Annotated in this window: 14 protein-coding genes and 2 tRNA genes; 8 read left to right on the top strand and 8 right to left on the bottom strand. The window is 67.0% G+C overall.

Features of this window, described 5'->3' with window-relative positions; translation table 11 throughout:
• Nucleotides 1–104: 104 nt before the first annotated feature.
• Complete coding sequence (locus BLM15_RS16310) at nucleotides 105–1,439, bottom strand: Rieske 2Fe-2S domain-containing protein (protein WP_126113742.1); 1,335 nt, start codon at nucleotides 1,437–1,439, stop codon at nucleotides 105–107.
• A gap of 114 nt (nucleotides 1,440–1,553) precedes the next feature.
• Here BLM15_RS16310 and BLM15_RS16305 point away from each other — a divergent pair, with 114 nt between their 5' ends.
• Complete coding sequence (locus BLM15_RS16305) at nucleotides 1,554–2,513, top strand: PDR/VanB family oxidoreductase (RefSeq protein ID WP_126113741.1); 960 nt, start codon at nucleotides 1,554–1,556, stop codon at nucleotides 2,511–2,513.
• Between the two features lie 10 nt (nucleotides 2,514–2,523).
• Nucleotides 2,524–3,723, top strand: coding sequence for a Gfo/Idh/MocA family oxidoreductase (locus tag BLM15_RS16300; protein WP_126113740.1), 1,200 nt, complete (start codon nucleotides 2,524–2,526; stop codon nucleotides 3,721–3,723).
• A gap of 18 nt (nucleotides 3,724–3,741) precedes the next feature.
• On the opposite strand, the gene BLM15_RS16295 is transcribed toward BLM15_RS16300, so the two are convergent.
• Nucleotides 3,742–3,948 (bottom strand): hypothetical protein, encoded by a 207-nt coding sequence (locus BLM15_RS16295; RefSeq protein ID WP_126113739.1) that lies wholly within the window; start codon nucleotides 3,946–3,948, stop codon nucleotides 3,742–3,744.
• A 218-nt stretch (nucleotides 3,949–4,166) separates the two neighbouring features.
• Nucleotides 4,167–4,241: transfer RNA gene (locus BLM15_RS16290), tRNA-Thr, on the bottom strand.
• A 136-nt stretch (nucleotides 4,242–4,377) separates the two neighbouring features.
• Here BLM15_RS16290 and BLM15_RS31405 point away from each other — a divergent pair.
• A tRNA-Val gene (locus BLM15_RS31405) sits at nucleotides 4,378–4,438 on the top strand.
• On the opposite strand, the gene pdeM is transcribed toward BLM15_RS31405, so the two are convergent.
• From pdeM to BLM15_RS16275, 3 genes are all read right to left on the bottom strand, one after another.
• Nucleotides 4,437–5,099, bottom strand: coding sequence for a ligase-associated DNA damage response endonuclease PdeM (gene pdeM, locus BLM15_RS16285; RefSeq protein WP_126116213.1), 663 nt, complete (start codon nucleotides 5,097–5,099; stop codon nucleotides 4,437–4,439). The two genes, BLM15_RS31405 and pdeM, sit on opposite strands and share 2 nt — an antisense overlap.
• Before the next feature lie 44 nt (nucleotides 5,100–5,143).
• Nucleotides 5,144–7,630, bottom strand: a complete 2,487-nt coding sequence (locus BLM15_RS16280; RefSeq protein ID WP_126113738.1) for a ligase-associated DNA damage response DEXH box helicase — start codon at nucleotides 7,628–7,630, stop codon at nucleotides 5,144–5,146.
• Between the two features lie 163 nt (nucleotides 7,631–7,793).
• Nucleotides 7,794–8,729, bottom strand: coding sequence for a methyltransferase domain-containing protein (locus tag BLM15_RS16275; protein WP_164547539.1), 936 nt, complete (start codon nucleotides 8,727–8,729; stop codon nucleotides 7,794–7,796).
• Between the two features lie 60 nt (nucleotides 8,730–8,789).
• Between BLM15_RS16275 and BLM15_RS16270 the strand changes: the two genes are divergently transcribed.
• From BLM15_RS16270 to BLM15_RS16250, 5 genes are all read left to right on the top strand, one after another.
• On the top strand, nucleotides 8,790–9,845 hold the full coding sequence (locus BLM15_RS16270) for a ligase-associated DNA damage response exonuclease (protein ID WP_126113736.1): 1,056 nt from the start codon (nucleotides 8,790–8,792) through the stop codon (nucleotides 9,843–9,845).
• Nucleotides 9,842–11,476: a cisplatin damage response ATP-dependent DNA ligase gene (locus BLM15_RS16265; protein ID WP_126113735.1), complete on the top strand. Its 1,635-nt coding sequence runs from the start codon at nucleotides 9,842–9,844 to the stop codon at nucleotides 11,474–11,476. Before BLM15_RS16270 ends, BLM15_RS16265 begins: the two co-directional genes overlap by 4 nt.
• 214 nt (nucleotides 11,477–11,690) lie before the next feature.
• The gene (locus tag BLM15_RS16260; protein WP_442859380.1) at nucleotides 11,691–12,356 is read left to right on the top strand and encodes a response regulator; all 666 of its coding nucleotides are present in this window, start codon (nucleotides 11,691–11,693) and stop codon (nucleotides 12,354–12,356) included.
• Nucleotides 12,357–12,441: 85 nt separating this feature from the next.
• A complete protein-coding gene (locus tag BLM15_RS16255) occupies nucleotides 12,442–12,714 on the top strand; it encodes a DUF6460 domain-containing protein (protein ID WP_100961135.1) in 273 nt (90 codons plus the stop codon).
• 87 nt (nucleotides 12,715–12,801) lie between these two features.
• Nucleotides 12,802–13,698, top strand: coding sequence for an arginase family protein (locus BLM15_RS16250; RefSeq protein WP_126113733.1), 897 nt, complete (start codon nucleotides 12,802–12,804; stop codon nucleotides 13,696–13,698).
• A 40-nt stretch (nucleotides 13,699–13,738) separates the two neighbouring features.
• Here BLM15_RS16250 and BLM15_RS16245 read toward each other — a convergent pair whose 3' ends face one another.
• Together BLM15_RS16245 and BLM15_RS16240 are read right to left on the bottom strand one after the other, a co-directional pair.
• On the bottom strand, nucleotides 13,739–14,827 hold the full coding sequence (locus BLM15_RS16245; RefSeq protein ID WP_126113732.1) for a quinone-dependent dihydroorotate dehydrogenase: 1,089 nt from the start codon (nucleotides 14,825–14,827) through the stop codon (nucleotides 13,739–13,741).
• Nucleotides 14,824–15,165, bottom strand: a complete 342-nt coding sequence (locus tag BLM15_RS16240; RefSeq protein ID WP_126113731.1) for a DUF952 domain-containing protein — start codon at nucleotides 15,163–15,165, stop codon at nucleotides 14,824–14,826. Before BLM15_RS16240 ends, BLM15_RS16245 begins: the two co-directional genes overlap by 4 nt.
• Nucleotides 15,166–15,231: the final 66 nt, after the last annotated feature.

The raw sequence follows: 15,231 nt of genomic DNA, 5'->3' as shown, positions 1-15,231 counted from the left end.
GCGAACACTCGCGCACGCACAGCCCGCGTTCAAAGACTTTCCCGCTTTGGCCGCGATGCCGAAAAACTACTTCGCAGTTGCGAGAGGTGCGGTGCCCCGGCGGGTCAGCCCCGTGCAGCCGCCATCTCGGCTTCGGTCTCGTCCTGCTCCATCCCGTCGAGCACCGCGACCTCCTCGCTCGACGCTCCGAGCTTGCGCCAGTCCTCGCTCTTGGGGACGATGCCCTGATAGGAGCGCAGCTTGGCCTGCGGGATATGCGGCTCGATCAGGCCGATGGCTTCGCTGCCGGCGGCGTGCTTGCGCGCCGCATCGATCATCACGCGGCGGAACTGGACGATGGCGATGTCGCTGGCGCCGAGGCGCTCGCTGGTGCGATCGGCGATCGGTCCCATCGATTCCCACATCATGATGTCCTGGTTCGGGATCCCCGGCACGCCGGTGAAATCCCCCAGCTTCATCGCTTTGCGGTCCTGCAGATAGTTGTTCGCCTTGTTGCGCAGCATCGGCTTGTAGGTCTTGTCGAGATCGATGCCGACCTGCGCCACGCAGAACTTGCGCCAGCTCTCCTGGTCGATGCAGTCGTCATTGCCCCAGGCGATGAAGTGGAAATAGCTGGATACGTCGTCCTTGGGCACGATCACCGTGGCGACGTTGTAGGAGGCATTGGGCGGGATCAATGCCGCGAAGGGCGCAACGAAGACCGTCAGCCGGATGTAGTCATGTGTCTGCGCGTTGACGATCGGCCGCCGGATCGCGGCGTAGCGGAAGCCGTAATTCGTCAGTTGAACCTGGATGCGCGGATTCTTGTCTGTCGACGGCCGCGTCCAGTGCGTCGCCGTCGTGCCCGCGGTGGTCACGCGGGCGGGCTTCATGTCCGATGAGTGCAGGCTGGAGGAATGGGCGGAATCGATCTGCCCTTCCATGATCTGCGCCCAGTTGCACGGCAGGTCGATCTTGACGATCGAGACCTTGGCCTCCGGCGTCGGGGCCCAGGGCGGTGCCTCGAATTCCGGCATCAGCTCCTTCGGCCCCATATAGACCCAGATGAAGCCGCCGGCTTCTTCAGTCGGATAGGCCTTGTGCTGGACCTTCTCGGCGAAGCCGCTTTCGGCCGGCTCGGAGACCATCTCCAGCACCTTGCCATCCACGTCGAACTTCCAGCCATGATAGAGGCAGCGCAAACCGCATTCCTCGTTGCGTCCGAAGAACAGCGAGGCCTTGCGATGCGGGCAGAACTCGCCGAGCACGCCGATGCGCCCGTCGGTGTCGCGGAAGGCGACCAGGTCCTCGCCGAAGAGCCGGACGCGAACCGGCGCGCCGTCGCTCTCGACGAGTTGCTCGGAGAGTAGCGCCGGCACCCAGTGCCGCCGCATCAGCCCACCCATCGGAGTGTCGCCTTCGACGCGACAGAGCAGTTCGTTCTCTTCACGGGTGAGCATGCGGACCCCTCCCAAAGTGCGGCACGGACTAGCCAACGGCAAATTACTTAGATATCTAAGTGTAAGATTAGTCCGGTTCGAAACGCTTGTCGAGAGCGGCTCGCGGAGGGGAACATGAGCGAGGAAGCAGCGACCATCCGGGTCACGATCGCGGACAAGCAGATGGTCGCCCAGGACATCTGCCTGTTCGAGTTGAGGTCGTCGGACGGGGAGCCGTTGGCGCCGTTCACGCCCGGCGCCCATCTCGGCGTCAGGGTCCCCACCGGCGAAATGCGGAAGTACTCGCTTTGCAACGATCCGGACGAGGCCAGTCACTACGTCATTGCCGTCAAGAAGGAGCTCGGCGGGCGTGGCGGCTCGATCAGCCTGATCGACAGGACCCATGTCGGCGACGAGATCGCGATCACGGCGCCCCGCAACGATTTCGCGCTGAAGCCCGGTCCATCCAGCTACATCTTCATCGCCGGCGGCATCGGCATCACGCCGATCCGGGCCATGATCAAGCATCTGTTGGCGACACGGGCGAAGCCGTTCAAGCTCTACTATTTCACGCGCAGCCCGGAGATGATGGCCTTCCGGGACGAGTTCCTGACGCCGGAGTTCCGCGGCAAGGTGGTGATCCACCATGACGGCGGCGACCCGGACAAGGCCTATGATCTCTGGCCGATCCTGGAGGAGCCGAAAGGGGCTCATCTCTATTGCTGCGGGCCGCGCGGATTGATGGAGGCGGTGCGCGACATGACCGGGCACTGGTCGTCGGCCGCCGTGCATTTCGAGGATTTCGGCGCGGCCCGGGTCCGGCCGGAAGACGATACGCCATTCACCGTCGTGCTGGCGAAAAGCGGAGAGCGCTTCGAAGTGCCGGCCGACAGGTCGATCCTGGAGCGGCTGCGGGAGGCCGGCAAGGTGCTGCCCTCCTCCTGCGAAAGCGGCACCTGCGGCACCTGCAGGACGCGGCTCGTATCAGGTGAGCCTGACCATCGCGATCTGGCGCTGGCCGAGCACGAGCGCGCCCGCAACATCATGATTTGCGTGTCGCGGGCAAAATCCGCCGAACTCGTGCTTGACCTTTAAGGTGCCTGCGATGACTGAGCCGCTACGTCTGGGCGTCGTCGGGTTGGGACGCGCCTTCATGCTGATGCTGCCGACCCTGGCGCATCACCCGCTCGTGCGGCTTGTCGCCGCCGCCGATCCGCGTGAGGAAGCGCGGCGGCAATTCGAGAGCGACTTTTCCCGGCCGGGTGCGCCGGCCCGCAGCTATGACAGTGTCGAGAGGCTGTGCGCCGACGACGCGGTCGAGGCGCTCTACATCGCTTCGCCGCATCAGTTCCACGTCGCCCATGTCCGTCTCGCGGCCGCCCATGGCAAGCATGTCCTCGTCGAGAAGCCGATGGCGCTGACCATCGCCGACTGCCAGGCGATGATCGAAGCGGCCGATGCCGCCGGAGTACATCTCCTCGTCGGGCACAGCCATTCCTACGATGCGCCGTATCTCAAGGCGGCAGAGCTGATCCGCTCGGGCCGCTTCGGCCGGGCCCGGATGATCACGGCCTCGAACCACACCGATTTCCTCTACCGGCCGCGCCGGCCGGAAGAGCTCGACACCGCGCAGGGCGGCGGTGTCGTCTTCAGCCAGGGCGCTCATCAGGTCGACATCGCCCGGCTGCTCGGTGGCGGGCTGGTCTCGACCGTGCGGGCCACGACCGGTCGGTTCGACCCGGCGCGCCCGACGGAAGGCGCTTATCAGGCCCTCCTCGTTTTCGCGGACGGAGCCAGCGCGACGCTGACCTATAGCGGCTATGGTCGTTATGACAGCGATGAGCAGCTCGGCTGGATCGGCGAGATGGGCCAGCGGCGCGATCCCGAGAGCTATGGCACGGCGCGTCGCGGGTTGGCGGAGGTTTCGACGCCGGAGGAGGAGGCCGCGCTCAAGAACACCCGCACCTATGGCGTGGCCAAGAGCTCGGTCGCGCCACTGTCGGCTGCCCTCGGGCACAATCATTTCGGGCCGATCACGGTCTGCTGCGAGCAGGCCGACCTTCGTCCACTGGCCGAGGGCGTGATGATCTACGTCGACGACCGCCGCTGGCTGGAGGCGCTGCCGGCGCCGACCGTGCCGCGTGCCGAGGTCGTCGACGAGCTTTATGCCGCCGTCCGGTCCGGCATTGCGCCCTTGCACACCGGCGCATGGGGCATGGCGACTCTCGAAATCTGTCTCGCGATCCTGGAATCGGCGCGAGCCGGCCGCGAGATCGCGCTCCAGCATCAGGTCGCGCCAGGCTGAGCCGGCGCGATAAGCCCGCTATCGCCGGTTGGCCGGCTCCTCCGGAGCGGGATTGTTGGCGTTCGAGGCCAGGATCGCGATCGTGTCCTGCTCGGCGGCCGCTGCGCTCTTGTAGCGGGGCGCGGTGGTGACGAGCGGGCGCTCGGCATCGGCCGGGTAATAGATCGCGATCGCGAAGCGGCCCGTAACCTGATCCTCGACAGGCTCGATGCGAATGAGCGGCATGGCGAATTCTCCGGCGGCACTGGCGGACATGTCTCTTGTCGAACTAGACCGCGCGGCGCCTATCCGGTCCAAGACAAAAAGACTTCTCCTGCCAAGCATTTTCATGCCGACACCATGCGAGCATGGGGGCTCCAGGCGAATTCTCACGACATTTGCAATGCCAGAAAGGGCAGGGGCCTCGTTGTGCCGAGGGCTTCAGCGATTTCAAGGGGATGGGCTGGTGCTGCGAGAGAGGATTGAACTCTCGACCTCTCCATTACCAATGGAGTGCTCTACCACTGAGCTACCGCAGCAGGACCGTGCTTATGCTGGCGTTTCGGGTCGATCGAAGACCCGGAGGACGCCGCGCCGTTCCGAAGCGGCGTCCTGATGCCACAAGCCCTGCGCCGACGCAACCTGTTACGCACATATCCCCGCATCTGAAAATGAAGGGCGCTGGAGCACTCCCTTCACACGGGAGGGGTCGCAGGTTCGATCCCCGTGCGCCGTCAGTCCGGAAGCAGCAGGCGCTGGTCGATGCGGAAGAGCCGGCCGTCGCCGAGGAGATGGGCGGAAAAGCCCAGGCCGAAGAGCGGCCGGAAGGCGGCATCGCGGACATTGAGCCCGCCGGCATAGGCGCCCATCGCCGGCATGACGCAGCGGCTCGCCGAGAGCGCAAAGCAGCGCCGGCGCAGCGCCCGGCCGCGCATGCGGACCTTGGCGGCGGGGTGCAGATGGCCGGCTATCTCGGGCAGCGCACCGGCAGGGCTCGGCTCATGCCGCAGCCTGGCGCCACGGATGTCGAGCTCATCGGCTACCGTGCCGCCCATCGCAGCCGAGATCGCGGGGTCGTGGTTGCCGTTGATCCAGAGCCAGTCGCGGCCGGCCTGGTAGGCGCGTAAGGTCACAAGGCAGCTCTCGTCGATCCGCGCCTCGGCGCCGCGATCATGGAAGGAATCGCCGAGCGCGATCACGCGCGCCGGCTGGTAGCGCAGGATCGCGGCGCCGAGCAGCTGCAGCGTAGCAGTGGAATCATAGGGCGGTAGCAGCACGCCGCGCGCCGCATAGGCCGAGCCCTTCTCCAGATGCAGGTCGGCGACGACGAGCGTGCGCTCATCCGGCAGATAGAGCGCGCCGGAAAGATCGGGCACAACCGCCAGCCGGCCGAGCATGAACGCCTCGACCGCCACCTCTCCCGTTTCCTTCGCCGCCAGATTCACGCCATCGCCTCTTCGAGCATCTGGGCTTCCGCCTCGGCCAGGATCTCGTCGGCCGCTTCGCCATGAACCGCCTCGCGCCCGATCTCGAGCATGACCGAGACCGAGAGCGGCGAGACGTGATCGAGCGGCTGATGCACGATTCGTCCGCTGATCCGTGTCAGCATCTGACCCAGGCGACCGATATCGAGCAAGCCGGTTGCTGCGTCGGCACGTGCGGCACGCAAGAGCACATGGTCGGGCTGGTGCCGGCGCAGCACATCGTAGACGAGGTCGGTCGAGATCGTCACCTGCCGGCCGCTCTTCTCCTGGCCGGGAAAACGGCGCTCGATCAGCCCGCCGATCACGGCGCAGGAGCGGAAGGTCCGCTTCATCAGCGCCGATTCGGCCAGCCACTCCTCGAGATCATCGCCGAGCATGTCCTGCGCGAAGAGCTCGTCGAGCGAGAGCGCTTCGCGCGCGATCGCCGCCGCCATGTCGCCGAGCGTCCAGACGCCAAGGCCATAATCATTGCAGACGAAGCCGAGTGGTTTCAGGCGCGCCCGCTCCAGCCGGCGTGTCAGCAGCATGCCGAGCGTCTGGTGGGCGAGGCGGCCTTCGAACGGGTAGGCGACGAGGAAGAAGCGGCCGGCCCGCGGAAAGGTCTCGACCAGGAGCTCGCCCGGCTTGGGCAGGCGCGATTTCAGGCGTTGCGCATGCAGCCAGGACGAGACCTCGTCCGGCAGCTTCGCCCATTCCTTCGGCGAGGCGAGGATGGCGCGCACACGCGCGGCGAGGAAGGTCGAGAGCGGGAACTTGCCGCCATTATAGGATGGGATCTTGGGATCGGTTCCGGCTGCGGTGCGCGAGCAGACCACCTCATTCTCGACGATACCCTCGAAGCGCAAGACCTCGCCGGCGAAGATGAAGGTGTCGCCGGGCGTCATCGTCTCGGCGAAATACTCCTCCAGTTCGCCGAGCATGCGCCCGCCGCGGCTGAGCATCTGCTGACCGCCGGGACGGGCCGGCCGCGAACGGCCGAGCCTGACCTTGAGCATGGTCGATTCGACGATGGTGCCGACATTCATCCGGTATTGCTGGATCACGCGGGCATTGCTGGCGCGATAGAGGCCGTCCTTGCTCTGCCGGAGCTTGGCGAAGCGCTCATAGCTCTTCAGCGCATAGCCGCCGGTCGCGACGAAATCGACGACAGCGTCGAAGTCGGCACGGGCGAGATCGGCATAGGGCGAGGCTGTCAGGACCTCCTCATAGAGCGCATCGGGCTCGAAACCGTCGGAGCAGGCGACCCCCAGCACATGCTGGGCGAGCACGTCGAGCGCCCCTAGCCGAGGCGGCGGAGTGTCCTGCGCCGCTTCCGCCACCGCATCGAGCGCGGCGCGGCATTCCAGCAGCTCGAACCGGTTCGACGGCACCAGCAGCGCCTGCGAAGGCTCGTCCATGCGGTGATTGGAGCGGCCGATGCGCTGCATCAGGCGGCTCGCGCCCTTGGGGGCGCCGACATTGATGACGAGGTCGACATCGCCCCAGTCGATGCCGAGATCGAGCGTCGCGGTGCAGACGACGGCCTTGAGTTTGCCCGCCGCCATCGCCGCTTCGACCTTGCGGCGCTGGCCGACATCGAGCGAGCCGTGATGCAGCGCGATCGGCAGGGTCTCCTCGTTCACGCTCCACAGCGCCTGGAACATGAATTCGGCCTGCATGCGGGTGTTGACGAAGACGAGGGTCAATTTGTGCGCTTGGATCGCGGCGTAGATGTCGTCGACGGCATGGGCGGTGATATGGCCCGCCAGCGGCAGCCGCCGCTTAGTGTGCATGATGCCGATCTGCGCCTGCGCGCCGCCCTTGACGGTGACGAGGCCGGACGGCGTGCCGGCACCGCCGAGATAGGCCTGCAGGTCGGCCGGCTCGCGCACCGTTGCCGAGAGGCCGACCGCGCTCATCTGCGGAGCGAGTTCACGCAGGCGGGCAAGGTCGAGCGAGAGCAGGTCGCCGCGCTTGGAGGTGACGAGCGCGTGCAATTCGTCGAGTACGACGCGGCGCAATCCAGCGAAGAACGGCTTGGCATCGCGGTGCGAGACCAGCAGCGCGAGCTGCTCGGGTGTCGTCAGCAGGATATCCGGCGGCCGCTCGATCTGGCGCGCGCGCTTGGCCGGCGAGGTGTCGCCGGTGCGGGTCTCGACCTTCACCGAGAGCCCCATTTCCCTGATCGGCGTCTCGAGATTGCGGGCGATGTCGACGGCGAGCGCCTTCAGCGGCGAGACATAGAGCGTGTGCAAGCCGTCGCGCTCGCCGCCGCGCTGGGTCAGTTCGACCAGCGAGGGCAGGAAGCCGGCGAGCGTCTTGCCGGCCCCGGTCGGCGCGACCAGCAAGGTCGAGCGGCCGGCGCGGGCCTCCTCCAGCAGAGCGAGCTGATGTGCCCGGACGCTCCAGCCGCGGCTGGCGAACCAGGCGGAGAAGGCGGGCGGGAGAGGCGAGGGCGCATCCATCGAGCGACAGAGATAGGCTCTGTCGAACGAAAAGGGAACGGCGCGCTTGCGTCATTCTCGGGCGAAGCGAAGCGCAGACCCGAGAATCCCAGGACAAAAGGGCGCTGGTGATGGCCTCATTCGGCCTGAGATGCTCGGGTCGAGCCCGAGCATGACGCTGGTCTCAGCGCTCCGCGATCACCAGCAGCCCCGGCACCGGCTGACCACGGTCGATCCGCGTGCTCTGCGCCTCGACCAATACGGGCCTCAGCCGGGCTTCGGCGAGCGCCTCCCTGATCCAGCTCTCGGCATGGGCGAAGCGCCGGTCCTGGCCGACGGCGATGCCCTCGCCGTCATGGCTTTGCACGGTGAAGGCGAAGAGCCCGCCTACTTTGAGCACCCGCGCGCTCTGATGGAAGCACGGGGCGAGGTCGCCGAGATAGACGAAGACGTCGGCGGCGATGACGAGGTCGGCCGAGGCGTCTGGCCGGCTCGCCAGAAAGGCCGTGAGGCCGGCGGTCGCGAGCTTGTCGTAGAGCGGCCCGCCATCCTCGCGCGTCTTGGCCTGTGCCTTGGCGATCATGCGCGGGGAGAGATCGCAGCCGGCGAGGAACTCCACCTCGGTGCGGATCGCCTCGCCCATCAGCCCGGTGCCGCAGCCGAGATCGAGGACCATCCCGAACTGGAAGGGCCGGCCGGCCTGTACGCAAAGGCGCGCGAGCGCATCCTTCAGCAGTGCCGGCGCCTGGTATTGCAAGGTGCCGACGAGGTGGCTGTCGAAGCGCTCGGCATAGCCGTCGAACAGGGCGCCTGAAAAATTCTCCGAGGTCGCCTGCTCGGCCGCGAGCGCGCCGATGCGAGCGAGGTCGAGCTTGGCGCCGACATGATCGTTCGGGTCTAGGTCGAGGCATTGCCGCCAGGCGGTCGCGGCCTCCTCATTGTGCCCGAGGGCCTCCTGGGCCAGCCCGTAAAGATGCCAGGCGGCGGTGAAACCGTAGTTCTCGGCGAGCGTTTGATCGAGGATGTCGATCGCCGCCTGCGGGTCGCCATCCTTCAGTGCCGCCTCGGCCCAGGCGTAGCGACGGTCGAGACGCTCATCCCCGGAACTGGCGGAGTACACGCTGCTGCCCTTTTCGATCATGCTGCGGGTTTAACCGAGCCAAATGACACTGGCCAGACGATGAAGCCTTCCGATCTGCTGACGCCGACGCCGGCCGGGCTCTATTGCCCACCGGCCGATATCTACATCGATCCGGTCCGCCCGGTGGCGCGGGCGCTGATCACCCACGGCCATTCCGACCATGCCCGCGCCGGCCATGGCGCCGTGCTGGCGACATCAGAGACGCTGGCGATCATGGCGCTGCGCTATGGCGAGGCTTTCACTGGCTTGCAGCAGGTGGCCGTGCCCGGTGAAACGACCACCATCGGCGAGGTGGCCTTCCGCTTCGTCTCGGCCGGCCATGTCCTCGGCTCCGCCCAGATCGTGGTCGAGCACAAGGGCCTGCGCATCGTCGTCTCCGGAGACTACAAGCGCGAGCGCGACCCGACCTGCGCACCCTTCGAGCCTGTTTCCTGCGACGTCTTCATCACCGAGGCGACCTTCGGCCTGCCGGTCTTCCGTCACCCGCCGGCCCATGCCGAGACCGCCAAGCTGCTCGATTCCGTCCGGCTCTTCCCCGATCGCACCCATATCGTCGGCGCCTATTCGCTGGGGAAGGCGCAGCGATTGATGGCGCTGATCCGCGAGGCCGGCTACGAGCGGCCGCTCTTCATCCACGGCGCGGTCGAGAAGATCACCGAGCTCTATCAGGCTGAAGGCATCCCGCTCGGCGAGATCCGCAAGGTCGAACCCGGCGAGCGCAGGGCCGAGGAACGCAAGGCATTTGCCGGCGAGATCGTCATCTGCCCGCCGAGTGCGATACAGGACCTGTGGTCGCGGCGTTTCCCCGATCCGGTCACTGCCTTCGCCTCGGGCTGGATGCGGGTCAGGGCACGAGCGCGCCAGAAGGGCGTCGAGCTGCCGCTGATCATCTCAGACCATGCCGATTGGGACGACCTCCAGGCGACGATCCGCGAGGTCCAGGCGAACGAGATCTGGATCACCCATGGCGAGGCCGAGGCGCTGGCGCATTGGTGCGGCACGGTCGGCCTCAAGGGCATGCCGCTGCATCTCGTCGGCTATGGCGACGAGGGCGAGGCCGAGCCCGAGGCCAAACCGGCCGAGGCAGTCCCATGAACCGCTTCGCCTGGCTGCTCGACCGTCTTGCCTATGAGCCGCGGCGTAACGGCAAGCTCGCGCTGATCGCCGACTACCTGCGCACCACGCCCGATCCCGATCGCGGCTATGCGCTCGCGGCGATGACCGGCGGGCTGGTGTTCCAGAACGCCAAGCCCGGCCTGATCCGCGCCCTGATCGCCGAGCGCACCGATCCGGTGCTGTTCGCGCTCTCCTATGACTATGTCGGCGATCTCTCTGAGACGGTCGCGCTGATGTGGCCGGCGCGGCATGGCGCCAATGACGTGCCGCATCTGCCGGATGTGGTCGCGGGCCTGCGCAACTCCGGCAAAACCGAGATGCCGCGCCTGATCGCCTCCTGGCTCGACGCGCTCGACGAGACCGGGCGCTGGGCGCTACTCAAGCTGATCACCGGGGCCCTGCGCATCGGCGTCTCCGCCCGCCTCGCCAAGACCGCCGCAGCGAGCCTCGGTGGCATTCCGGCTGATGAGGTCGAGCAGGTCTGGCATGGGCTGGAGCCGCCCTATACCGCGCTCTTCGCCTGGCTGGAGGGCAGGGCGCCGCGGCCGGAGGCGACCGATCCGGCGCCGTTCCGCCCGGTCATGCTCTCGCATGCGATAGAGGATGGCGATTTCGACAAGCTCAATGCCGGCGAGTTCGCAGCCGAGTGGAAATGGGACGGCATCCGCGTCCAGGCCGTCGCCGGCACCCGCGCCGACGGCAGCCGCACAGTCCGGCTCTATTCCCGCACCGGCGAGGAGATCGGCGGAGCTTTTCCCGATCTGACGGAGGCGCTGACCGAGGATGGTGCGATCGACGGCGAATTGCTGGTGATGCGCGATGGCGTCGTCCAGAGCTTCAACACGCTGCAGCAGCGGCTCAACCGCAAGCAGGTCACGGCGAAGATGCTGGCCGAGTTCCCGGCCCATATCCGCGCCTACGACCTCCTGGCCGAGGCCGACAATGACCTGCGCGCCCACCCGTACACGGAGCGGCGCGGCCGGCTCGAAGCCTTCCTCGGCAAGCTCGACAGCGCCCGCTTCGATCTCTCGCCGCGCATCGCCTTTTCAAGCTGGGTGGAGTTGACCGAGGCGCGCGCCGATCCGGCTAGTGCCGGGGCCGGGGCGGATGCCGAGGCGGTCGAGGGTTGCATGCTGAAGCGCCTCGACTCGCCCTATCTGCCCGGCCGCCCCAAAGGCTATTGGTACAAGTGGAAGCGCGATGCCCGGCTGGTCGATTGTGTGCTGATGTATGCCCAGCGCGGCCACGGCAAACGCTCCTCCTTCTATTCCGACTACACTTTTGGCGTCTGGCGGGTCGGCGAGACAGGCGCGGACGAGCTAGTCCCGGTGGGAAAAGCCTATTTCGGCTTCACCGACGAGGAGCTGATCGAGATCGACCGCTATGTCCGCAAGAACACGCTGAACCGCTTCGGCCCGGTCCGCGAGGTGACGCATACGTCCGCGAGCGGCCTGGTCTTTGAAGTGGCCTTCGAGGGCCTGCAGCGTTCGACAAGGCATAAATCCGGCATCGCCATGCGCTTTCCCCGCATCAGCCGCATCCGCTGGGACAAGCCGCCGGGCGAGGCCGATCGGATCGAGGCGCTGGAGGCGCTGCTGCCGGCGAACTGAAGCATTTTCGAGCGAAGTGGGTGCCGGTTCGCGTGAAGAAAATGCGTCGAACAAAAGCCTGGAGTATCTCCGCGCTTCGAAGATGCGCGGAGATACTCCAGCGATCGCCTGTGTCTGCCGGCGATTGGAGATTGACAGCGCAGGACGCCCGGCGCTTGAACTTTATGGGGGAATCGCGCGGCATCTTGCCGGGCTTTGGCGCGCGGAGGGCATGATGACACGGATCGTGATCGCGGACGATCATCCGCTCTTTCGCGGCGCGCTGCGCCAGGCGGTCTCGCATGCGCTGGCCGGCTCGGAGGTGAGCGAGGTCGGCTCGCTCGAGGCGCTCGGCCAAGCGCTGGCGGAGGCCGCCGATACCGACCTCATCCTGCTCGATCTCAGCATGCCGGGTGTGCAGGGCTTTTCCGGCCTGCTCTTCCTGCGCGCTGCCCATCCCGAGATCCCGGTGATCGTCGTCTCGGCCAATGACGATCCCGCCGTGATCCGCCGCTGCATCGAATTCGGCGCGCTTGGCTTCCTGCCCAAGACCGCCGAGGTCGGGCAGATGGGCGAGGCGATCCAGGCCGTGCTCGACGGCGGCGTCTGGACCCCGCCGGGCGTCGATCTCTCGGCCCCGGTCGACCACGAGACTGCCGACATGGTCCGCCGCCTCGCCACGCTGACGCCACAGCAGGTGCGCGTGCTGATGATGCTGTCGGAGGGGCTGCTCAACAAGCAGATCGCCTATGAGCTCGGCGTCTCCGAGGCGACGGTCAAGGCGCATGTCTCGGCGATCCTGACCAAGCTCAATGTCGACAGCCGCACGCAGGCCGTGATCGCTGCGGCCAAGATCGCCGGCGCCGGCTGGGCCGTGCAGGGTGCTTCGGCGACGAACTGAGACGCGTGGCGGTTGACGGCGGCGTTCAGCGCAGGTTCAACCGCGAGCGGGCTTTGTCCCGCTGTCGATCCATAAGGGGATTTCCATGGCCAATGGCGGTGGCACCGAGCGTTTTCTGGGCGGTTCAGTCCTCAGCGTCCTCGTGCGCCTGTTCTTCATCTCGCTGCTGGTCGGCGCGGCCATGGCCTTTCTCGGTCTGTCGCCGCGCGGTCTCTTCGATTCGGCGCTGCGCTTCGTCCGCTCGCTCACCGATATGGGCTTCGACGCGGTTCGCGAGGTCGGTGGCTGGGCGCTCGCCGGCGCGCTGGTCGTCGTGCCGCTCTGGCTGATCAGCCGGCTCTTCGCCTCGAAGCGATAGAGCCATTCGCACGAGCTCTGTCGTAGGACATTTCCGCCGGAACCCAAGCTGCCCCTCCGCTGTTGAGCCGCGAGAGGAGGGTTTCCGATGCCGAGCCGTTCCTATGCGATTATCGAGGCACCCTCGACGCTGGGCCTGAGATCGGGCGGCGTGGCGGGGCTGGCTGGCCGCCTCTTGGAACTGGGCTTGGCGGAACGGATCGGCGCGCGTCGCGCCGGACGGCTAGCTGTCCCGTTGAAGGACCCTGAGCCTGATCCCGAAACTTTGACGCTGAACGCCAAGGCTTTAGCGGGGTGGTCGCCGAAGCTGGCAGACGCGGTTGAGGCGGTGCTGGACACGGGCGAGTTCCCGGTGGTGCTCGGCGGCGATTGTACGATCCTCCTGGGGACGACACTGGCGCTCAGGCGGCGTGGCCGCTATGGCCTCTTCTTCGTCGACGGCCATGCCGACTTCTTCCAGCCGGAAGCCGAATCCAATGGTGAAGGCGCGTCCATGGACCTGGCCTTCGTCACCGGCTATGGCCCGGCGCTACTCACCGATCTGGAAGGCCGTGGTCCGCTGGTGCGGCCCGAGGATGCCGTTGCATTCGGCTATCGCGATCACGAAGATCAGGCTGAATATGGCAGTCAGCCCTTGCCCCCGAAGCTCAAGGCTTATGATCTTGCCGCAATACGCCGCTTGGGCCGCAAGAGCGCTGCCCGCGCGGCAATCGACCACCTCACGCGGGAAGAACTGGATGGCTTCTTCATCCATGTCGACGCCGACGTTCTCGATGACGCGATCATGCCGGCGGTCGACTTCCGGATTCCGGGCGGGATATCTTGGGCTGAACTTGGGGCGGTGCTCGACATAGCCTTGGCGAGCGGAAAAGCGATCGGCCTCGAGGTCACCATCTATAACCCGGAGCTCGACCAGGATGGTGGCGCCGGAAGCGGCCTGGCAGATGTTCTGGCCAAAGCTCTCGGCAGGTCCGCGCCCAGGTGAAGACCTGTTCGACGCACCGCCGAGTGGCAGTGCGCGCGACTCAGATCGTCTCCCCCCGTGCGATCGCTTCGGCATCGCGCCCGACCAGCACGTCGAGGCGCGGCAGCCCGGCCTTGCGCATCTGCATGTCGAGCCCGCGCTTGACCTCGCCGACCAGCCCCGGACCCTTGAACACCATCGCCGAGTAGAACTGCAGCAGGCTCGCTCCGGCCCGGATCTTGGCGAAGGCGGTCTCGGCGGAATCGATGCCGCCCACGCCGATCAGCGGGAACTGGCGTTCGACCCGCAGGAAGGCCTCGGCGAGAATGCGCGTCGAGGCGGCAAACAGAGGTTTGCCCGAGAGGCCGCCGGTCTCGGCCTTGTTCGCGCTGCGCAGGCTCTCGGGCCGGGCGATCGTCGTGTTCGAGACGATCATCCCGTCGACCTTGCGGCGGCGCGCGACCGCAACCATGCCGTCGAGCTCGGACAGGGAGAGGTCGGGCGCGATCTTGATCAGCACCGGCGTCGGCTTGCCCCCGACAGCAGCCTCGTCGCGGGCGGCGAGCGTGCGTGCGATCAGGTCGTCGAGCGCGTCCTCGGCCTGCAGATCGCGCAGGCCAGGCGTGTTCGGCGAGGAGACGTTGACGGTCAGGAAATCGGCGAGCGGGGCGAGCCTCCTCGCCAGCACCGCATAATCGGCGCTGCGATCGGCTGACTCCTTGTTGGCGCCGAGGTTGACGCCGACGATGCCGCCCTTCTTGCGGCGCGCCGCCAGCCTCGCCGCGACCGCCTCCATGCCCTCGCTGTTGAGGCCATAGCGGTTGATCACCGCCTCGTCCTCCGGCAGACGGAAGACGCGCGGGCGCGGATTGCCCGGCTGCGGCAGCGGCGTCACCCCGCCGATCTCGACGAAGCCGAAGCCGAGCCCGAGCGCGCCGTCGATCGCCTCGGCATTCTTGTCGAAGCCGGCGGCAAGGCCGACCGGATTGGCGAAGCGCAGGCCGAAGGCTTCCACGGCGAGCGATGGCTGATCGGCCGCTGGTCGCAGCGGCGGAGCCGCGGCCAGTGCCGCGATCGTCAGCCGGTGCGCTTGTTCGGCGTCGAGCTTGTGGATCAGCGGCCGCGCCAGGCCGAACAGGGCTCCGATCACGCGATATCCTCCGGGAAGACATGGCCACCGTCGCCGAGCCGCAGCGGCGCGATCCAGCGCGCCTGCTTCGGATCGAGTGGGGCGTAAAGATGCGGGAACAGCGCGCCACCGCGCGATGGCTCGTAGCGCAGGGCCGCGCCAAGCATGGTGTCGTCGATGGCGATCAGCAGCAAACCGTCCTGCCCAGCGAAATGCCTGGCTGCGGTCTCGCGCACCTGCGCGCCGGTCGAGAAATGGATGAAGCCGTCGGCGAGGTCGACCGGCGCTCCCTGGAAAAGGCCTGCGGTCTCGGCCTCGCGCCAGAGTGCTTCGGGACAGATCTTGTAGATGAGCGGCATGGCGCTGGGCATATCGCCTGCGGGCCGCCGACAAAAGCGGAAACCGCGTCGCACAGAGACCGCTCT

Source organism: Bosea sp. Tri-49 (assembly GCF_003952665.1).
Classification (GTDB): Bacteria; Pseudomonadota; Alphaproteobacteria; order Rhizobiales; family Beijerinckiaceae; genus Allobosea.
This window is presented reverse-complemented; position numbering and strand designations above follow the sequence as displayed.